At 72.6% G+C, this 19,188-nt stretch carries 15 protein-coding genes; 9 read left to right on the top strand and 6 right to left on the bottom strand.

Features of this window, described 5'->3' with window-relative positions:
• Nucleotides 1–2 precede the first annotated feature (2 nt).
• From BH708_RS00220 to BH708_RS00210, 3 genes are read right to left on the bottom strand one after another with little or no spacing between them, the layout of a single operon-like run.
• Nucleotides 3–1,058 carry an Fpg/Nei family DNA glycosylase gene (locus BH708_RS00220; RefSeq protein ID WP_076805632.1) on the bottom strand — a complete coding sequence of 352 codons (1,056 nt, stop codon included), beginning with the start codon at nt 1,056–1,058 and terminating at the stop codon, nt 3–5.
• Nucleotides 1,058–1,540 (bottom strand): ribose-5-phosphate isomerase, encoded by a 483-nt coding sequence (locus BH708_RS00215; RefSeq protein WP_076805630.1) that lies wholly within the window; start codon nt 1,538–1,540, stop codon nt 1,058–1,060. The genes BH708_RS00220 and BH708_RS00215 overlap by 1 nt, the downstream gene beginning before the upstream one ends.
• A gap of 54 nt (nt 1,541–1,594) precedes the next feature.
• Nucleotides 1,595–2,215, bottom strand: coding sequence for a disulfide bond formation protein DsbA (locus BH708_RS00210; protein WP_076805628.1), 621 nt, complete (start codon nt 2,213–2,215; stop codon nt 1,595–1,597).
• A 114-nt stretch (nt 2,216–2,329) separates the two neighbouring features.
• Here BH708_RS00210 and BH708_RS00205 point away from each other — a divergent pair, with 114 nt between their 5' ends.
• Nucleotides 2,330–4,132, top strand: a complete 1,803-nt coding sequence (locus BH708_RS00205; RefSeq protein WP_253705421.1) for an ABC transporter ATP-binding protein — start codon at nt 2,330–2,332, stop codon at nt 4,130–4,132.
• On the top strand, nt 4,129–5,964 hold the full coding sequence (locus tag BH708_RS00200) for an ABC transporter ATP-binding protein (protein ID WP_083713132.1): 1,836 nt from the start codon (nt 4,129–4,131) through the stop codon (nt 5,962–5,964). Before BH708_RS00205 ends, BH708_RS00200 begins: the two co-directional genes overlap by 4 nt.
• Nucleotides 5,965–6,013: 49 nt before the next feature.
• Here the strand turns inward: BH708_RS00200 and BH708_RS00195 are convergent, their stop codons facing one another.
• Nucleotides 6,014–6,694 carry a response regulator transcription factor gene (locus tag BH708_RS00195; protein ID WP_076805624.1) on the bottom strand — a complete coding sequence of 227 codons (681 nt, stop codon included), beginning with the start codon at nt 6,692–6,694 and terminating at the stop codon, nt 6,014–6,016.
• Between the two features lie 38 nt (nt 6,695–6,732).
• Here BH708_RS00195 and BH708_RS00190 point away from each other — a divergent pair, with 38 nt between their 5' ends.
• From BH708_RS00190 to BH708_RS00180, 3 genes are all read left to right on the top strand, one after another.
• A complete protein-coding gene (locus BH708_RS00190; protein ID WP_076805622.1) occupies nt 6,733–8,547 on the top strand; it encodes a histidine kinase in 1,815 nt (604 codons plus the stop codon).
• Between the two features lie 63 nt (nt 8,548–8,610).
• Complete coding sequence (locus BH708_RS00185) at nt 8,611–9,699, top strand: acyl-CoA desaturase (protein ID WP_076805620.1); 1,089 nt, start codon at nt 8,611–8,613, stop codon at nt 9,697–9,699.
• 162 nt (nt 9,700–9,861) lie between these two features.
• Nucleotides 9,862–10,515, top strand: coding sequence for a DUF402 domain-containing protein (locus BH708_RS00180; RefSeq protein WP_076810603.1), 654 nt, complete (start codon nt 9,862–9,864; stop codon nt 10,513–10,515).
• A gap of 6 nt (nt 10,516–10,521) precedes the next feature.
• On the opposite strand, the gene BH708_RS00175 is transcribed toward BH708_RS00180, so the two are convergent.
• Entirely contained in the window at nt 10,522–12,294 is a 1,773-nt protein-coding gene (locus BH708_RS00175; protein ID WP_083713131.1) for an ABC transporter ATP-binding protein, read from the bottom strand.
• Nucleotides 12,295–12,398: 104 nt separating this feature from the next.
• Between BH708_RS00175 and pepN the strand changes: the two genes are divergently transcribed.
• Nucleotides 12,399–14,948 carry an aminopeptidase N gene (gene pepN, locus BH708_RS00170; protein ID WP_076805618.1) on the top strand — a complete coding sequence of 850 codons (2,550 nt, stop codon included), beginning with the start codon at nt 12,399–12,401 and terminating at the stop codon, nt 14,946–14,948.
• Nucleotides 14,949–14,958: 10 nt separating this feature from the next.
• Here the strand turns inward: pepN and BH708_RS00165 are convergent, their stop codons facing one another.
• On the bottom strand, nt 14,959–15,963 hold the full coding sequence (locus BH708_RS00165) for an iron-siderophore ABC transporter substrate-binding protein (RefSeq protein WP_076805616.1): 1,005 nt from the start codon (nt 15,961–15,963) through the stop codon (nt 14,959–14,961).
• A gap of 180 nt (nt 15,964–16,143) precedes the next feature.
• On the opposite strand from BH708_RS00165, the gene BH708_RS00160 reads away from it, so the two are divergent.
• From BH708_RS00160 to BH708_RS00150, 3 genes are read left to right on the top strand one after another with little or no spacing between them, the layout of a single operon-like run.
• Entirely contained in the window at nt 16,144–17,178 is a 1,035-nt protein-coding gene (locus BH708_RS00160) for an iron ABC transporter permease (protein ID WP_076810601.1), read from the top strand.
• Nucleotides 17,175–18,245, top strand: coding sequence for an iron chelate uptake ABC transporter family permease subunit (locus BH708_RS00155; RefSeq protein ID WP_076805614.1), 1,071 nt, complete (start codon nt 17,175–17,177; stop codon nt 18,243–18,245). Before BH708_RS00160 ends, BH708_RS00155 begins: the two co-directional genes overlap by 4 nt.
• The gene (locus BH708_RS00150; RefSeq protein ID WP_076810600.1) at nt 18,238–19,188 is read left to right on the top strand and encodes a mechanosensitive ion channel family protein; all 951 of its coding nucleotides are present in this window, start codon (nt 18,238–18,240) and stop codon (nt 19,186–19,188) included. Before BH708_RS00155 ends, BH708_RS00150 begins: the two co-directional genes overlap by 8 nt.

Raw genomic sequence — 19,188 nt, 5'->3', positions numbered from 1 at the left:
TCTCACGGTGTCAGCGCCCAGGCGGCGGCGGGGTGCTCGCGGGTCCAGGTCGAGCGCCGGCTGCGCACCCGCTGGCAGCGCGGGCACCAGAACACGGTGCGGGCGGCCAGCTCCGTCGAGCACACCGTGGTCCCGCACAGGCGGCAGGGCAGACTCTGACGGTGGTAGACGTAGAAGGACTTCTCCCGCGGGACGACGCCGGCATCCTCGTCCCCGTTCTGACGGGTGCCGCGCGAGCGCTCGATGATCCTCGCCTCGAGGTCGCGGTGCTCGGGCTCGGTGGTCACGATCCGTCCGGTGCGGGCGCCGTAGGCCAGCAGCGCGACCAGGTCCTCCCACAGGTCCTCGAGCAGGGGCGTGCCGAGATCGGTGCCGGGGACGACGGGGTCGAGCCGGGCGCGGAACAGCGCTTCGGCCCGATAGATGTTCCCGATCCCGGCGATCACCTGCTGGTTCATCAGCTGCACGCCGATCGGGGTGCGGGAGCGCCGCACCCGCTCGACGAAGCGTCGTCGGCCGGTTCCCTCCGGGTCGGGCCGCAGCGGGTCCGGGCCCAGACGGTCCAGCACCGCCTGCCGCCCGGCGGCGTCGAGCACCTCGCAGGTGGCGGGCCCGGTCAGGTCGGCCAGCCCGCGCGGTCCGGCGATGCGCAGCCGCACCGTCGGCCGTGGCACCAGGCGGCGCCAGTCCGGGGTCCCACCCTCTCCGCCCGCCCCGTACCCTTCGAGGTCCTCCTCCTGCTCGCCCACCCGCCGGCGCGGGGCCCCGATCGCATGCGCCTGGGAGAAGCCCGCCTCCCCGGCGAAGGTCCAGGAGCCGTACAGGCCGAGGTGGATGTGCACGTGACGCACCACCGGGGAGTCCGCCTCGACGTCGGCCGACGGGGCGAACTGCAGGAACAGGTGCTTGCCGACCGCCTCGGCGCCGAGCAGCACCATCCCCTCCAGCGCGGCGGCATCCCGGAAGCGACCCTGGGGGCTCGAGGTGCGCACCCGCTGCCCGCCGAAGCCGCGCTCGAAGGCCGCGGCGAGCCGGTGGACGGTATGCCCCTCCGGCATTACCGCGTCGAGGGCGAGGAGGAGGCGTCGTACCCGCCGGTGCGCTCGTACCGCGCCATCAGGTCGATGCGTCGCTGGTGGCGCGCCTCGCCGGAGAAGGGCTCGGCCAGGAACAGGTCGATGAGATGCTCCAGCTCGTCCTCGGAGTGCTGACGGGCACCGACGGAGATCACGTTGGCGTCGTTGTGCTGGCGGGCGAGGCGGGCGGTGTCCTCGTTCCACACCAGGGCGGCGCGCACGCCCGGCACCTTGTTCGCCGCGATCTGCTCGCCGTTGCCGGACCCGCCGATGACGACGCCGAACGAGCCCTGCTGGGCCACGACGGCCTCGCCCACATCGGTGCAGAACGGCGGATAGTCGTCGAGGGCGTCGTAATCGTGGGCGCCGTGGTCGGTGACCTCATGACCTTTATTCTGCAACGCCGTGACCAGGCGGTTCTTCAGCTCGAAGCCGGCGTGGTCGGTGCCGATGTGCACGCGCATGTCAGGGGTGTCTCTTTCTGTGGGGCGGGCGGGGAGGGTGGGAGAGCACAGCGCTCAGCGGAGGTCGACGCCGCGGGTGCGGGTGCGCTTGAGCTCGTAGAAGCCGTCGATCTCGGACATGGTCCGCAGCGCATCGAGCAGGCGGCCGGCGTCCTCGCCGCGAGGCGCCGGGGAGACGACGGGGCCGAAGTACGCGGTGCCCTCGCCGAAGGAGATGACGGGGGTGCCGACGTCCTCGCCGACGCGGGAGATCGCCCCGTGGTGGGAGGCGCGCAGCGCCTCGTCGATGGGGTCGCCCGCGACGGGCTCGTAGGCGGCGATCAGCTCCGCGGACAGCTCGACGGCCTCGAGGGCGGCGACGGCGACGGCCCGGCGGTCATCCTGCTGGTCACCCACGTGGTAGCGCTCGCCCCAGGCGGTGTACCAGCGGGCGAAGGCCTCCGCGCCCTCGCGGCGATGGATCGCGATCGCCAGCCGCGCCGGGCCCCAGGAGTCGTCGAGCAGCCGGCGGTAGCCCGCGTCGACCTCGCGGCCCTCGTTCAGCACGGACAGCGACATCACCGAGAAGGTCGGGGCGATGTCCCGGACCTCGGCGGCGTGCAGCAGCCAGCGGCTGGTCATCCAGGCAAAGGGGCAGACGGGATCGACGAACAGCTCGACGGGGTTCTCGCTCATGGCAGCTCCTGCGCTCGGGGGTCGGTGCCCCTCATCCTCTCACCGTCGTGCCGCGGGTGGATCGGGTCGCAAAACACGTTGCACCGGGGCTCACGTCGGGGTTGGATCTATCAGGTGTCCGATACCTCGATGCTCGTGGAGGAATCCACCGCAGCCGCCCCTGCCCCGGAGCCCAGCACTCCCGCCGCGCACCGCCGCGGGGTGCTGGCCTCGATCCTGCGCGGGCACCCGCGGATGCTCGCTCTCGTCCTGCCCCTGGCGGTGGTGTCCGAGGCCGCGGAGATGGCCCTGCCGATCCTGCTGGGCATGGTCATCGACCGCGGGATCGTCGCCGGCGACCTCGCCGTCACGCTGATCGGCGCGGCGGTCATCATCGGGGTGCGTCTGGTGGGCATGCTGCTGTGGATCTACACCTTCGTCGAGAGCCAGAAGGCCTGCATGTACCAGCGCCACCGGTTGCGCGTGGGTCTGACCGGCGCCGTGCTCGATCCTCGCTCCCAGCGGATTCGGCGGCCCGCCGGCGAGGTGCTGTCGATCGCCACCTCGGACGCCGACAAGGCCTCCGACGTGCTGGACATGCTCCCGTGGGTGGTCCCCTCCGGCCTGGTGATCCTCGGCGCGACGGTCTGGATGGCACTGCAGGACGTGTGGCTGGGGGCCGCGATGGGGATCGGGATCGTGGTGATGGTGCTGGTGGTCCGCGTGATCACCCCATCCCTGTCCCGGCGCTACGACGCCCAGCAGAGCGAGGCGGCCGAGGCTGCCGCGACCGCCACCGACCTGGTCCACGGGCTGCGTGTGCTGCAGGGCCTCGGCGTGCAGACCCGGGCCCGCGCCCTGTACCGCCGCCGCTCCCGCGTGGCCCTCGAGGCGGCGCTGGTCAACGCCCGCTACTCCGGGATCTCCTCGGGCCTGACCACCCTGGTGACCGGGGCGATGCTCGCCGCCGTGGTGCTGATCGCCACGATCCGCGGGCTGCAGGGCGAGCTCGGCATCGGCGCGCTGATCGCCGTCGTCGGCGTGGCCCGCCAGGTGATGGGCTCGCTCCAGGGACTGTCGAACATGCCCGTGTGGTGGGCGAGCATGTCCACCTCCGCACGACGCGTCCGCGACCTGTTCTCCGACCTCGGCCGCGGCGTCGACGACCCCGCTCTCACGCTCGATGCGCTCTCCATCGCGCGCGATGACCGCGGCGACGGGGTCGGCGCCGCGCAGCAGCGTCGGGGCGGGGCCGGCGGACTGCATCTGCCCGGTTACGACCTCAGCGTGCCCGATGGTGCCTTCGTGGCCGTGGCCTGCTCCGACGTGCGCGACGGCGATGCGATCGTCGATGCCGTCAGCGGCCGCATCGATGCCGGTGCGCGCGTCGGCGACGTGCCGATCACCCCTGCCGAGCGCGCGGGCCTGCGCTCCGACCTGCTGGTCGAGCCGCACGTGGTGGACCTCTTCGACGGCACCCTGCGCGAGCAGCTGGCCACCCGGGTCCCGGACGGCACCGCGACCGACGGCAGCGACGACGCCTGGGCCGACGCCGCCCTGCGGGCCGCGGGGGCCGAGGACATGCTGCGGATCCTGCCCGAGGGCTACGACTCGCGCATCCTGGACCGGGGCTCGAACCTCTCCGGCGGCCAGCGCCAGCGCATCGCCCTCGCCCGCGCCGTCGCCGCGGACACCCCGGTGATGGTGCTGCAGGACCCCACCACCGCCGTCGACGCGGTCACCGAGCAGCACATCGCCGAGGCCCTGGTCGCCGCGCGTCGCCGCACCGACCGCGCCACCCTCGTGGTCACCCGCTCCCCGGCCCTGCTGCGGGCCGCGGGCCACGTGGTCCACCTCCAGGGCGGCCGGATCGTCGCCGAGGGCAGGCACCTCGACCTCATGGAGCACGACGACTACCGGGAGATGGTGCAGCGATGAGCGATCTCGACTGGAAGCGGCCGCTCGAGGACGTCCTCGGCGAGGACGCCACCGCCCGGCGCCAGCTCGCCGAACATGCCCAGCTGCTGCCCATCGCCGGGGCCGGGCCCAGCATCCGCTTCATGCTCGGAAAGCTCCGCGAGCACTGGGGCTCCGCGACGCTGACCGCACTGGTCACCATCGGCGGTGCGATCGCGGCGGCGATCCTGCCCCGCCTGATCGGCGCGGCGGTCGACGTGGTGGCCGCCGGCGGCGGCACCGCGGCCGACGCCTGGACCCTGGGCGCCCAGATCCTGGGCGTCGGCCTGATCCAGGCGGTGCTCGCCGCGGCCGGCTGGTCGATGGTCTCCGCGCTGGGCCAGCGGATCCTGGCGGGCATGCGCGAGGACGTGATCGACCGCGCCCTGGACCTGCCCGCGCAGACCATGGAGCGCACCGGCATCGGCGACGCCCTCTCCCGCGTGGCCGACGACGTGGACGTGGCCGCCCGGGCCGTGAACAACCTGGTGCCCTCGCTGATCCAGATGGGCTTCTACGTCGTGGTGACGATGGTCGGCATGGCGACGCTGTCGCCGTGGCTGCTGATCCTCGTGGTCGTCGTGGTGCCGCTGTACGTGATCGCGACCGTGTGGTACCTGCGCCGCACGGCGCCCCTGTACCGCCGCGAGCGGATCGCGATGGGGGCCCGCGCCCAGGGTCTGCTCTCGGCGATCCACGGCATCCCCACCGTCCACGCCTACGGCATCGAACGGCGCGAGACCCGCCACGTCGCCGTCCTCTCGGAGACCGCCTCGGTGCTGAACATGCGAGTGATGTACCTGGTGGGCCGCCTCGTCGGGCTGATCAACATCCCCGAGAACCTCGCCCTGCTGCTGGTGCTCGTGCTCGGCTTCGTGATGGTGCACGTGGCCGGCGCCCCGATCGGCGTGGTCACCGCCGCCGGGATCTACCTCGTCAGCCTGTTCTGGCCGATGATGGCGGTCATCTTCAACCTCGACGAGGTGCAGTCCGCGGTCGCGAGCGTCTCGCGCATGGTCGGGGTCATCACCTCGATCGACCCGGCGGCCTCCCCCGGCGTCGAGCGTCCCGCGGATGCCTCGATCCGCCTCAGCGGCGTCTCCCACGCCTACGGCACCGACGCGGACGGCGTCGAGCGGACCGTGCTGGAGCCGATGGACCTGGACATCGCCGCGGGCGAGGTGGTCTCCCTGGTCGGGGCCTCGGGCGCCGGCAAGTCGACGCTCGCCGCGATCCTCGCCGGCACCCTGCTCCCCCGCCACGGGCGGGTGCTGCACGGCGGCGTCGATCTCGCGGCCGCGGACATCGAGGCGATCCGTGCGCACGCCTCGATCGTCAGCCAGGACGTCCACGTCTTCCGCGGCACCCTGCGGGAGGACCTGCGCCTGGCCGGTCCCCGCGCCACCGACGAGGAGCTGTGGGCAGCGCTGCGCCGGGTCGACGCCGCGGCCTGGGCCGAGCGCCTCCCGCTCGGTCTGGACACCGAGGTCGGGGAGAAGGGCGAACGGCTCACGGCCGAGCAGTCCCAGCAGCTGGCGCTCGCGCGCATCGCGCTGCGGGACCCGGCGGTGCTGATCCTCGACGAGGCCACGGCCGACGAGGGCTCCTCCGGGGCCCGCGTGCTCGAGCGGGCCGCGCTCGAGGTGGCCCGGGACCGCACCACGATCATCGTCGCCCACCGGCTCTCGCAGGCGATGGTCGCCGACCGCATCCTGGTGATGGCCGACGGCCGCGTGGTCGAGCAGGGCACCCACGACCAGCTGGTCGCCCGCGGCGGCGACTACGCCCTGCTGTGGAAGGCCTGGAGCGGCTGAGCGCGGCTTCACGCGGCTGCGGACGGCCGCGCGGCTGCTCGGCCGCCTCTCACTGCCCGGCGCGCACCAGACCCGATTCGTAGGCGGCCACCACCAGCTGCGTGCGATCCCGCAGCGACAGCTTGGTGAGCATGCGCGAGACATGCGATTTCACGGTCTGCTCGGCCATCACGAGATCTGCGGCGATCTCCCGGTTCGACCGTCCCTGGGCCACCAGACGCAGCACCTCCAGCTCCCGATCGGTCAGCGCGCTCAGTCGGGCGTCGGGCCGCCGTGACCGCTCGGGGCGGGCGACGAAGTCGGCGATCAGGGCGCGGGTCACCCGCGGGGCCAGCAGCGAGTCCCCGCCGGCGACCACCCGCACGGCCTGGATCAGCTCCTGGGGTGTGGAATCCTTGAGCAGGAAACCGCTCGCCCCGGCGCGCAGGGCGGCGAACACGTACTCATCGGCATCGAAGGTGGTCAGCATGATGATCCTCGGTGGCGTGCCGGGCATCGCCAGCACCGCCTCCGTCGCCTCGAGACCACCCACCTGCGGCATGCGGATGTCCATGAGCACCACGTCGGGGCGCCGGTGCCGCACGATCTCGGTGATCCCGGCCCCGTCGGCCGCGGTGCCGACCACCTCGATCCCGTCCTGGGCGTCCAGCAGCGCTTCGAAACCGCCGCGGATCATCGACTGGTCGTCGACGATCAGCACACGGATGTCGGTCTGCGGCGGGGGAACCATGCCGTCACCGTATCCCCGCTTCCCGAGAGGCCCCCTCAGTGTTCCTCGTCCCTGACCGCCACAGCCTGCGCCGCCTGGGCCATGACCTCGCCCTGCTGCTGCCGGGGCTGGGCCTGACAGTGCTGGCCTCGGCCGTGCTGCTGCCGCTCGCCGCGGTCTCGGCGGTGCTCGCGGTCGCCTGGGTGGGGGTGCTGCTGTTCCCGGTGACCCTCACGCTGGCCTCGGGGTATGCGCGGCTGGACCGTGCCCGGCTCCGCCGCTGGGGGGTCGAGATCAACCCGCCCGTCCACCGGGCCCGCGGCCACGGCGCCCTCGGCCTGCTGCGCCGGATCACCGATGCGCGGCGCTGGCTCGATCTCGCCTTCGAGGGGCTGGTCGCGCTGCCGGTGCGGGTGCTCACGGTCGCGGTGACCCTGGCCTGGGCAGGTCTCGGACTCGGCGGTCTGACGTTCTGGTCCTGGAGCCACCTGCTCCCGACCGGGGACGCGCTGGTGCCCGGTCAGTGGTCCCTGGCGCTGGTCGTCGGCCTGGCCCTGACCCTCTCCCTGCCCGCCATGGTCCATGCGCTCGCGCTGCTGGACGCGGTGGTGACCGTGCCGCTGCTGGGCGGTGCGGTGCCGGGTTCGCGGCGCACCTCGCGCCTCGCCCCGGCCGCTCTGTCGACCGTCGACGTGCGACTGCGCGAGAACGCCTGGGTCCGGATGAGCGTCGCCTTCGTGGGCTTCGTGCTGGTGGTCGTGGGCTGGCCCGTGACGGCCTCCCTCTATGACGTGCATCCGGCGCTGGCGATGGCCGTGTCGATCGCCGCCGCCGTCGCCGGTCTGCTGGCGGTGCGCTGGCCCTGGGCGGGCCTGACGCTGACCGTCCTCGCCGCGGTCGCCATCATGCTGGCGACGATGCCGGTCCACGCCCTCCTCCCCTGGCCGTGGCCGGTGACGACTCTGCTCGCCCACTGCCTGACCCTCGCCGTGCTGGCCGTCCTGCACCGCTGGTACTGGGCGGTCTCCACCTGGTCCGCGGGTGCGCTGCTGACCCTGGTGACCCTGGTGGTGGCGGAGCCGTCCGCGCGGGCCGACGAGTCCCTGCGCGCGGTCACCACCAACGGTGTGGTGCTGGTCGCGATCAGCGGGGGCGTGGTACTGATGGGTCTCACCGTGCGTCAGTGGCTGCTGGTCAGCGGCCAGGTGGAGCGCGCGCGGACGCTGAGCGCAGATCAGGTGCGCCGACGCTTCGAGCTCGAGGAGCGCAGCCGCATCGCCCGCGAGCTGCACGACGTGGTGGCCCACTCGATGTCGGTGATCACGGTGCAGGCGAGCACCGCGACGTTCCGGCTGCCGGGCCTGGACGACCGCACCGAGCAGGAGTTCGAGGACATCGCCGCCTCCTCCCGGCAGGCCCTCGGCGAGATGCGGGCGCTGCTGGCGACCCTGCGCACCGACGACTCGCTCGACGAGATGCCCATGCCCTCCCTGTCCGACATCGCCGAGCTCGTCGCCTCCAGCCGCGCCTCCGGCGCCGTCATCACGGCTGATCTCCGCGAGGTCGAGGTGCCGCCCACCGTGGGCCTGACCGCCTACCGGGTGGTGCAGGAGGCGCTGAGCAACGCCCTGCGCCATGCGGGCGGGGCCACGATCGAGGTGCGGGTCGCCGCAGAGGGAGGGTCCCTGCTGGTCGACGTCATCAATGCGGCCCCCGCCACGGCCCAGGAGCCGATCCCGGGCTCCGGTCTCGGCCTGGCGGGCACCCGGGAGCGGGTCGCGGCCCTCGGCGGTGCCGTCGAGATCGGCCCGACGTCCGAGGGCGGCTTCACGGTCGCCGCCCGGATCCCGATAGCCGACCCCCTACCCCGGTAGGGGGCTCAGGTTCGCTCCCCCGAGGGACGCGGCCACATCCATCCGCCCCGTAGCGTCCCGGTCATGACGACCACTGCAGAACGGCCCCTTGCCCGGGCCCGGGCCGCCTCCCAGACCAGGGACTACTTCGAGCTCTCGCAGCGGGTGAAGGACGCCGGCCTCATGGGCCGCGACGTGCGGACCTACATGGTGCGCACCGTCCTGCTCGCCCTCGCCTTCGTCGGCGCCTTCGCGCTGCTGCTGACCCTGGGCAGCACGTGGTGGCAGCTGGCCGTGGCCGCGCTGTTCGGGATCCTGTTCACCCAGGCCGCGTTCCTCGGCCACGATGCCGCGCACCAGCAGATCTTCGCCTCCGGTCGCCGCAACCAGTGGTTCGCGCGCATCGTGGGGAACCTGGTGGTGGGGCTGAGCATCGCCTGGTGGACCCGTAAGCACAACAAGCACCACGGGAACCCCAACACGATCGGCCGCGACGGAGACATCGCCGGCGGCGTGCTGGTCTTCGACCCCGATGACGCGAAGCGCCGTACGGGCTTCATGGGCTGGCTGGCCGCGCGCCAGGGCTGGGCGTTCATCCCGATGCTGAGCCTGTTCTCCTTCGTGCTGCACTACGAGGCGATCTCCGCAGTGTTCACGAACGAGCGGGTCAAGCACCGCCGGGCCGAGGCCGTCCTGGTGCTGATCCGCATCATCGGTTTCCCGGTGGTCGTGCTGTCCACGCTGGGTCTCGGCATGGGCGCGGCGTTCCTCGCGGTGCAGCTGGCGGTCTTCGGCATCTACATGGGCGGGTCCTTCGCCCCGAACCACAAGGGCATGCCGCTGATCCCGAAGACCCTCGAGGTGGACTTCCTGCGCCGCCAGGTGCTCACCAGCCGGAACATCACCGGCGGTCGGCTCATGAACTGGGCGATGGGCGGGCTGGACCTGCAGATCGAGCATCATCTGTTCCCGCGGATGCCGTCGGGGAACCTGCGCAAGGTTCGACCGATCGTGAAGGAGTTCTGCGCCGAGCGCGGGATCACCTACACCGAGACGAACCTGGTCACCTCCTACGGGATCATCATCCGGCACCTGAATCGGGTGGGCCTGGGCCACGCCGACCCCATGGACTGCCCGCTCGCCGCCCAGCTGCGCGGCGCCTCGGTCGCCTGAGCCCTCCCGGCGGCCCGGGAGCCCGGCGCGCCGCCCGCGCGAGGAGGTGGGAGGCGGTATGGTCGCCCCATACGCCTACCCCCTCACGGGCAGAGCAGCCCCGGCCCGGTGGCCGGACGGTACGGGGCGTCCGTGGAGGCCGATCCGGCCGGGATCACCACCATGTCTTCCACCCCACGCTGGTCGCCCGGCGACCAGGTGACCTGGACCTACTACACGCAGCAGCACCCCACCCGCACCGTTCGCCCCGGCACCGTCGTGCTGGACGACGAGCGCGGCGTGGTGGTGTGGATCGCGCCCGGCACCGAGGTGCTGCTGCCCGTCCTCTCCTCCGGAGCGGCCCTGCGCCGTGCCGGGGACGAGGGCATGTTCACCGCGCCCCGCGTCCAGTCCAAGCAGCTGTGGACCGGTAACGGCATCCTCATGATCGCGCTGCCGGACAAGCCGTACTCGGTGTGGCTGTTCTACAAGGACGACGGCTCCCTGGGCTGCTACTACATCAACCTCGAGACGCCCTACGAGCGCACCGAGGAGGGGGTGGCGACCCGGGACCTGGTGTTGGACCTGGTGGTGCTGCCGCGCCGCGACTGGCACTACAAGGACGAGGACGAGCTCGAGGGCGCCGAGCGCACCGGCTACTTCTCCCCCGAGGAGATCGACTCGATCAAGGCGGCGGGCCGGGAGGCCGAGCAGCACATCGAGCGGTGGACCTACCCCTTCTCCGCCGGATACGAGTACTTCTTCCCGGACCCGACGTGGCCGCTGCCGTCCCTGCCCGAGCACTACACCTGGGACCTCGACCTGACGCAGCGGTGAGCGGGCTCAGCCCGCGAGCTGCTCGGCGAAGATCCTCGCGAATCGGGTCCCCGGTGCCATGAGCTCCGGGAAGGTCCCCGCCTCGACGACCCGCCCCTCCTCGAGCACGTAGATGCGGTCCATCCCCCGCAGCGTCCAGGCGCGATGAGAGACCACGATGGTGATGTGCCGGGAGGAGGACTCCCGCAGCTGGGCGAAGACCTCCTGCTCCGCCTCGGCGTCGATCGCCGAGGTCGGCTCGTCCAGGATCCGGATCCCGGCCCCGCGCAGGTGGATGCGGGCCAGGGCGATGCGCTGCCACTGCCCGCCGGAGAGTCCGACACCCCCGAACTGCGGTCCGAGCTGGGTGTCCAGGCCGTCCGGGAAGCGGCGCACCATCGCTCCGGCGCGGGCGGCGTCCAGAGCGGCCCAGATCTCCGGATCCGCGACGTCCTCTCGCGGGCTCCCCAGGGCCACCGCCTCGCGCACGGTCATCTCGTAGCGCCCGAACTCCTGGGTGACCAGTCCGAAACGGGCGAAGCGCTGAGCGGACGACAGCTCATCGGCCTCGACCCCCTCGAGCAGCACCTGGCCCTCGTCCCGGTCCACGATGCCCATCACGGCGTGCACGAGCGTGGTCTTCCCGGCGCCGTTGACGCCGACCAGGGCGACCATCTCGCCGCGGGCCGCGGTCAGGCTCGCGTCCCGCAGCGCAGGGGCCGGGGCGCCGGGATAGGTGACGGTGAGGTCGCGGACCTCGAGCCGGCGGACATCGGGGTGGACGTGCTGGCGCGCAGGCTCCTCCGCGAGCGCCCGGACCTGCCGGAAACGGGCGATCACGGGACCGGCGGCGATGACGTCGCCGACGGCGAACCCGGCTCCGCGGGTCGCCTGCAGCCCGGCGATGACGCCGAGCACCCCGGCGCTCAGCCCGGCCGCTCCCCCGCCCTCGGCGAGGACCGCGATCAGCGCCCCACCGAGCAGCACGGCGGTGACCAGCCCCCCGATCAGATCGCCGCGCAGCAGCAGGGCGTAGAGGCGGTCCTGGATCTGCGACATCCGGGAGTGGGCGTGGTCAGCATCCCGGGCGACCCGCGGCCCGGTCCCGAAGGTGGCCAGCTCGGTGGCGGTGCGGCCGCCGACGAGCTGGTCGAGCAGATAGCGGAACCGGGCGCCGTGCGCCGCCGCCTCCTCGAAGCGGGCGTCCTGGAACCCGGCCGACCAGGCGAAGATCACGAGGTTCGGCACCAGGGCGAGCACCACCAGGCCGGCGGCGAGCGGGGAGAAGGGCCAGATCGCCGCGCCGAGGGCGAGGGCCGCGAGCAGGGCCGACAGCGCGCTGATCACCGCGCCGGGACTGCGGGAGAGCTGGAACGTGCTGGTGCGTGCCCCGTCGAGCAGGGCGTGGACCCGGGCATCGGTGACCTGGTGAGGGTCCAGCGCCGCCGCGACCTCGGCGAGACGCGCGTTCAGGTCCCGCATCAGGCGCAGGGAGACGCGCTGACCGATCAGGTTCTCGGCGCTGGTGATCACCTGTCCGAGCCCGACCAGCGCGGTGAGCAGGACCAGGGGGATCAGCGCGGCCCGGAACCCGGCGTGCTCGGAGGTGGCGACCAACCACGCGACCGCCCGTACCTGCGCGGCGGGGACCAGCGCGAGCACGACGGAGGTTCCCACCGTGAGCAGGAACCAGGCCGGGGCACGGCGCGCCGCCAGAGACAGGGCCCAGCGCACGCCGGCCAGGACCCGGCGAGGGCCGACGACGCGCGGTGCGGCGATCCCGCGGTTCGAGCTCGGCATGACCTGACGGTATCGGGGGGCGACCCGTCTGTCGCGTCCAATCCGCACGCCGCGTCCGGTCGTCCCGTCGGACGAGGACCGTCGGCGGTGGCAGGATGGAGCCCATGTCACCCGAGAACCTCACTCGCGACGAGGCCCGCGGCCGCGCCTCGTTCCTGAACACCGACTCCTACGACATCCGTCTGGACCTCACGACGGGCCCGGAGACGTTCCGCACCGAGACCACGATCCGCTTCTCGTCGAGTTCCGCACAGGAGACCTTCGTCGACCTCATCGCGAGGACGGTGCACGAGATCGAGCTCAACGGCGAGCAGCTCGCCGACCCCGCCTCCCGCTTCGACGGCGCGCGGGTGCGTCTGCCCGCCTTGGCCTTGGGTGAGAACGCCGTGCGCATCCTCGCCGACGGCGTCTACATGAACACCGGCGAGGGGCTGCACCGCTTCGTCGACCCGGTCGACGACGAGGTGTATCTCTACAGCCAGTTCGAGGTCTCCGATGCGCGGCGCATGTTCGCCTGCTTCGAGCAGCCCGACCTCAAGGCCGCCTTCCGCCTCACCGTCACCGCGCCCGAGCACTGGCGGGTCATCTCCAACGCCCCCACCCCGACCTCGACCCCCGCCGACGAGGGCACCGCCATCTGGGCCTTCGAGCCCACCGAGCGCATCTCCACCTACCTGGTCGCGCTGATCGCGGGGAACTACCAGGGCGGCACCGGCGAGATCACCACCCGCGACGGCCGCACGATCCCCATGGGCGTCTTCGCCCGCGCATCGCTGGCCGAGCACGTGGACGCCCAGAACGTCATCGACGTCACCGAGGCCGGCATCGACTTCTACGAGGACGCCTTCGACCGGGACTTCCCGTTCCCCAAGTACGACCAGGTGTTCGTGCCGGAGTACAACATGGGCGCGATGGAGAACCCCGGCGCCATCACCTACGTGGAGAGCTACGTGTTCCGCTCGGAGGTCTCCGACGCGATCCGCGAGCGCCGGGACCTGACGATCCTGCACGAGCTGGCCCACATGTGGTTCGGGGACCTGGTCACCATGCGCTGGTGGGACGACCTCTGGCTGAACGAGTCCTTCGCCGAGTACGCCTCGACGCTCGCCAGTGCCGAGGTCACCCGCTGGACCGATTCCTGGACCACCTTCGCCCTGTCGGAGAAGGGCTGGGCCTACCAGCAGGACCAGCTGCCCTCGACCCACCCGATCGTCGCCGACATGGTCGATCTCGAGGCGGTCGAGACCAACTTCGACGGCATCACCTACGCCAAGGGCGCCTCCGTGCTGCGCCAGCTGGTGGCCTACGTCGGCCGGGAGGAGTTCTTCGCCGGGATCCGCGCCTACTTCGCCGAGCACGCCTGGTCCACCACCGAGCTGAGCGACCTGCTGGTCGAGCTCGAGGCCACCAGCGGCCGCGACCTGGGCACCTGGGCGCAGCAGTGGCTGCGGACCGCCGGCGTGAACACCCTGCGCCCGCTGATCGAGCGCGACGCGGACGGCGCCGTGACCCGCTTCGCCATCGAGCAGACCGCGCCGCAGGAGCATCCCACCCTGCGTCCGCACCGGCTCCAGGTGGGCGGCTTCACCCTGCGCGGCGGGCAGCTGGTGCGCACCGAGTCGGTGGAGATCGACGTGGACGAGGCGCTGACCGAGGTGCCGGCGCTGACCGGGAAGCGCGCCGACCTGTGGCTGGTCAACGACGGCGACCTCGCCTACACGAAGGTGCGTCTGGACGAGCAGTCCCTGGCCGTGGCGATGGAGCACCTCCGCCACCTCGACGATCCCCTCGCCCGCACCCTGCTGTGGTCCTCGGCCTGGGACATGGTGCGCGACGGCGAGCTGCCCAGCCGCCGCTACCAGCAGCTGCTGCTGGCGAACCTCACCGGGGAGGGCTCCTCCTCGGTGATGCGCACCCTGCTGCAGCAGCTGGAGACCGTCGCCGGCCCCTACGCCGATCCGGACCAGCGCCTGGCGCGCACCGAGGCCGCGGCCGACGCCGTCTGGGAGCTCGCGGAGACCGCCGCAGCGGGATCGGATGCCCAGCTGCAGCTGATCGAGGCCTTCGCCCGGCTGGCCCGCACCGAGGCGCACCTCCAGCTGCTCGAGGGCCTGCTGGGCGGGTCGGTGGCGCTCCCGGGACGCTCGATCGACACCGACCTGCGCTGGAAGCTCGTGATCTCGCTGGCCGTCCTGGGCGGGATCGACGTCGCCGGCATCGACGAACAGCTCGCCTCCGACGACACCCAGTCCGGTCGGAAGCACGCCCTGACCGCGAAGGCCGCCCTGCCCACCGAGGTGTCCAAGGCGAAGGCCTGGCGGCGCACGATGGAGAAGGACACCCTGGCCAACGAGTCGATCACCGCGGTGGTCCAGGGCTTCCGCCGCGTCGTGGACGAGTCGCTGATCGCCCCGTACCGCCAGCGGTACTTCGCGGTGATCTCGCAGGTGTGGGCCGAGCGGTCGACCGAGATCGCCAACCGCCTGGTGGCCGGCTACTTCCCCTCGTACTACGGCGGGCAGAGCGTGCTGGATGACGCCGACGCCTGGCTGGCCGACGCGGAGGAGGCCCCCTTCGGTCTGCGCCGCATCATCATCGAGGGGCGTGCCACGGTGGCGCGCCAGGAGCGGGTCCGCGCCGCGGACATCGGCTGACCGCCCGCGCTCAGGCCCCGAGCGCGTCCTCGATCAACGGCACCATCTTCTGCACGGCGTACTCGGTCGACAGCACCGAGCCCAGCGAGTACGCCGAGGCGAGGTCCCCGTCGATGACCACGGCCCGGCCGTCGGCCACGGCGGGGATCTGCTGCCACTGCGGGTCCTCGGTGATCTCGGTGGTCTCCAGGAAGATCGGGAAGGCGACGATGAGGTCCGCGTCGAGCAGGTCGAGCTGTTCGGCGGAGATGTCCACGGAGAAGCCGGACGCCGACGCCTCCAGCTCGGCGATCTGAGGGGACTGCGTGAATCCGAGCCGCTCGAGGAACTCCACCCGCTCGGTGCCGTCGATGTAGGCCCCCCACCCCTCGGAGGTGCGGGTCGCGGCGGTGACGCTCTTCCCGTCCCACTTCGCATGGGCGGACGCGGCCTGGGTGAACAGACCGTCGATCTCGCGCTGCAGCGCGACGGCCCCGTCGCTCGCGCCGAGCGCCCGGGAGATCATCTCCAGCTGCTGCTCGGGGGTCGTGAGATAGTTCTCCCCGCCCTCGGGCACCCCGACCGTGGTGGCGATCTGGCTGAGCCGGTCGTAGCGCTCCTGGTCCCCGGAGCTCTTGACGTCGAGGATCAGGTCGGGCCGCAGCGCGGCGATCGCCTCGTAGGAGGGTTCGAGGGTCTCGATGATCGTCGGCGGTTCGTCGTACAGACCCTCGGCCCACGGGCCGACGCCCTCCCCGCCGAAGCCGATCCAGTCCGAGGCACCGACGGGCTGGATCCCCAGGGCCAGGGCGGTCTCCGCGTCGCCCCAGCCCAGGGCGACGACCCGGGCGGGCGCGGACTCGACCGTGGCGGGGCCGAAGGCGGTGGCGATCTCGACCGGGAACGCCCCGCCGCCGCTCGCCCCGCCCCCGTCCGAGCTTGCCGTCCCCGTGCCCTCGGAATCGCCGCAGGCGGCGAGCGCGAGCGCGGTGGACCCTGCGGTGAGGACGGCGAGGAGGCTGCGACGAGAGATCATGGAGGGGCTCCGTGGGATGCGAGTCGGACGTGCCGGCCCCGGAGGGACCATAGGCAAGGTTACCCTTACCTCGCACGGGGCGAGAAGAGCCCACCACCGCGTCGGAAGAAGATTGTGACCGGTCACTCGCCGACCTCGCACCGCCCGCGCACCGGGCGCGGCCGACCGCGCCCGCGTGCAGTGGTCGCGATCACGCTCGCCCTGCTCGTCCTGGCCCTGCTGACCGGGGCGAGCCTCTACCTCGGCTCCCGCCCGGTGGCGCCGGCGGCGGTGAGCCGCATCCTGCTCGAAGCCGCCACCTCCCTCGGCTCCGGGCCGGGGCCCCAGCAGCGGGCCGAGGCCCTCGGGGTCGCGACGCAGGACTACTCGGCGGTGATCGCCCTGCGGCTGCCGCGCACGGTGATCGCCCTCGCGGCGGGGGCCGCCCTGGGACTGGCCGGGGCGCTGATGCAGGTGCTGACCCGCAATCCTCTGGCCGAGCCGGGCCTGCTCGGGGTCAATGCGGGAGCGGCCTTCGCCGTCGTGCTCGCGATCGTGCTGCTGGGCGCCTCCTCCCCCGCCGTGTTCGTCGCCGCCTGCCTGGCGGGGGCGTTCCTCGCCACCGGGGCCGTGTTCCTCATCGGCACGCTGGGGGCAGGGGTGATCACCCCCGAGCGCCTCACCCTGGCCGGCGTCGCCCTCGGCGCCGTGCTGGCCGGGATCACCTCCGCCCTGCGGCTGTCGAACCCGCGGGAGTATTCGATCCTGCTGATCTGGGAGAGCGGCGACCTCTCCCAGCGCGGCTGGGAGACGGCGCTGCCCGCCCTGCCGGTGGCCGCCGTCGGCGTCGTGCTCGCCCTGGCCCTCGCCGGGCCGATGAACGCGCTGACCCTCGGGGAGGACATGGCGGCCGCGCTCGGCGCACACGTCCAGCGCACCCGCTTCGCCCTGGTCCTGGCGATCACCCTGCTGGCCGGCTCCGCCACGGCCCTGGCCGGCCCGATCGTCTTCCTCGGGCTGATGGCCCCGCACGTCGCCCGCTGGATCGTCGGCCCCGACCAGACCCGGCTGCTGCCGCTGGCCGCTCTGCTCTCGGCCGTGATCATGGTGGCCGCCGACGTCCTCGCGCGGCTCGTGATGTGGCCCGGAGAGGTGCCCGTCGGCATCGTCAGCGCCCTGCTGGGCGCGCCGGTGCTGATCATCCTGGTCCGTCGGCGACGGGCGAGCGGGATATGAGCGCCCCGGCCGCCGTCCAGGACGCGCCGCGGGCCCGGCGCGCCCGCGGCCGCCTCGTCGTCACCGCGCTCGCGCTGGCCGCCGTGGCCCTGACGCTGTTCTCCCTCTCCCGCGGCGACTTCCCGATGGGACCCGGCCAGCTGCTCCAGGCCCTGGCCGGGCGCGGCGAGTTCACCAGCACCATCGTCCTGCAGTGGCGGCTGCCGCGCGCCCTGGCCGCCGTGGTGTTCGGGGCGGCGCTCGCGCTCTCGGGAGCGATCTTCCAGACCCTGACCCGCAACCCGCTGGGCTCCCCCGACGTGCTCGGCTTCTCCACCGGCGCCTACACCGGCGTGCTGCTGCTGACCCTGGTGGCACCGCCGGCTCTGGCGGGGACCCTCGGCGGCGCCGCCACCGCGGTCGGGGCGCTGGCCGGCGGGCTGGGCACGGCGGTCGTGGTGTATCTGCTCGCGCGGCGCGACGGGGTCCAGGGGTTCCGCCTGATCGTCGTCGGGATCGCCGTCGCGGCGATGCTCCACGCCGTCAACGTGTGGATCCTGCTGCAGGCCGAGGACGAGGTCGCGATGGCGGCGAGCATGTGGGGCGCGGGCACGTTGTCGCTGGTCGACTGGGCGGGGATGCTGCCGGTACTGGTCCTGCTGGTGCTGGCGGTGCCCGCCCTGCTGGTCTGCGTGCCGCTGATGCGCCAGCTCGAGCTCGGCGACGACGTCGCCGCGGTGCACGGGCTCGCCGTGGAACGCACCCGGCGACGGATCCTGCTGCTGGCCGTCGTGCTGGTCGCGGCCGTCACCGCGCTGAGCGGGCCGATCGCCTTCGTCGCGCTCTCGGCCCCGCAGCTGGCCAAGCGGCTGGTCAACGGCGCCGGCATTCCCCTCGGGGCGAGCGCCGCCGCCGGGGCGGTGCTGCTGAGCGGAGCCGACCTGGTGGCCCAGCACGTGCTGCCCACGGCGCTGCCCGTCGGCGTGGTCACGATCGTGCTCGGTGGGGTGTATCTCGTCGGCCTCCTCCTGGCCCCCGCTCTCCAGACGCTCCGCACCGGAGGGCGTTATGGTCGGGACCATGCGTGAGGACCCCATCGACCCCGGAACCCTGCTCGCCGACCCCGGCACCGATCAAGCGCTGAGCCTGATGGAAGCCCTGGTGCGCTGGCTGACCACGGACGGCCTGATGATCGTGGTGATCCTGCTGGCCGCCACCGTCGCGACCATGGTGGCCAGCTGGCTGCTGCGACGATTCTTCCGCACCATGGCCGAATCCGGCTCCAAGCTCTCGAGCGTGGCCGGCGCCGTCGTCAAGCGCGACGCCCGCTCCCAGAAGGCCGCTCAGGTCCGTCGTGAGCAGCGCGCCGACACCCTCTCCAACGTCGCCCGCAACGTGGCGCACATGCTGATCTGGGCCGTCGCCGCGGTGATGGTCCTCGACAAGATCGGCGTGAACATCGCTCCGGTGATCGCCTCCCTCGGCGTGATCGGCCTGGCCGCCGGCATCGGTGCCCAGACGATCATCAAGGACGTCGTGGCCGGCATCGTCATGCTCTTCGAGGACATCGTCGCCGTCGGCGACTACGTCGACGTCGAGTACGCCGAGGGCACCGTGGTGGGCATCAACCTGCGCGTGACGCAGGTCCGCGGGATCGACGGCGTGCTGTGGACCGTCCGCAACGGCGAGATCATCCGCGTGGGCAACTACTCCCGCGGCTACTCCAACGCCGTGGTGGTCCTGGACATCGACGCCTCGGCCGACGACACCCTGGTCACCAAGGCGCTCCGCTCGGTCACCCTCGACCTCGCGCAGGACCCCCACTGGTCGGAGATCATCCAGTCCCCGGCCGACATCAGCGGCATGCTGGACGTCGACGCGAACCGCTACCAGCGCCGCATCATCATCCAGACCGCGCCGGGCGAGCAGTGGGGCCTGGAGCGGGAGCTGCGCGGCCGCGTCCGCGACGCCTTCGCCGAGACCGACGTCTCCTTCGCGCTGCCTCGCTTCGGCGAGTCCCTGACGTCCTGA

The sequence above is a fragment of the Brachybacterium sp. P6-10-X1 genome, from assembly GCF_001969445.1.
In the GTDB taxonomy this organism is placed as follows: domain Bacteria; phylum Actinomycetota; class Actinomycetes; order Actinomycetales; family Dermabacteraceae; genus Brachybacterium.
The sequence above is the reverse complement of the archived record's forward strand: the minus strand, read 5'-3'. Positions and strand labels throughout refer to the sequence as shown.

Coding starts and splice junctions, on each gene's coding strand:
- BH708_RS00220 (WP_076805632.1), bottom strand. CDS start 1,058: ATGCCGGAGGGGCATACCGTCCACCGGCTCGCCGCGGCCTTCGAGCGC.
- BH708_RS00215 (WP_076805630.1), bottom strand. CDS start 1,540: ATGCGCGTGCACATCGGCACCGACCACGCCGGCTTCGAGCTGAAGAAC.
- BH708_RS00210 (WP_076805628.1), bottom strand. CDS start 2,215: ATGAGCGAGAACCCCGTCGAGCTGTTCGTCGATCCCGTCTGCCCCTTT.
- BH708_RS00200 (WP_083713132.1), top strand. CDS start 4,129: ATGAGCGATCTCGACTGGAAGCGGCCGCTCGAGGACGTCCTCGGCGAG.
- BH708_RS00195 (WP_076805624.1), bottom strand. CDS start 6,694: ATGGTTCCCCCGCCGCAGACCGACATCCGTGTGCTGATCGTCGACGAC.
- BH708_RS00185 (WP_076805620.1), top strand. CDS start 8,611: ATGACGACCACTGCAGAACGGCCCCTTGCCCGGGCCCGGGCCGCCTCC.
- BH708_RS00180 (WP_076810603.1), top strand. CDS start 9,862: ATGTCTTCCACCCCACGCTGGTCGCCCGGCGACCAGGTGACCTGGACC.
- BH708_RS00175 (WP_083713131.1), bottom strand. CDS start 12,294: ATGCCGAGCTCGAACCGCGGGATCGCCGCACCGCGCGTCGTCGGCCCT.
- pepN (WP_076805618.1), top strand. CDS start 12,399: ATGTCACCCGAGAACCTCACTCGCGACGAGGCCCGCGGCCGCGCCTCG.
- BH708_RS00165 (WP_076805616.1), bottom strand. CDS start 15,963: ATGATCTCTCGTCGCAGCCTCCTCGCCGTCCTCACCGCAGGGTCCACC.
- BH708_RS00155 (WP_076805614.1), top strand. CDS start 17,175: ATGAGCGCCCCGGCCGCCGTCCAGGACGCGCCGCGGGCCCGGCGCGCC.
- BH708_RS00150 (WP_076810600.1), top strand. CDS start 18,238: ATGCGTGAGGACCCCATCGACCCCGGAACCCTGCTCGCCGACCCCGGC.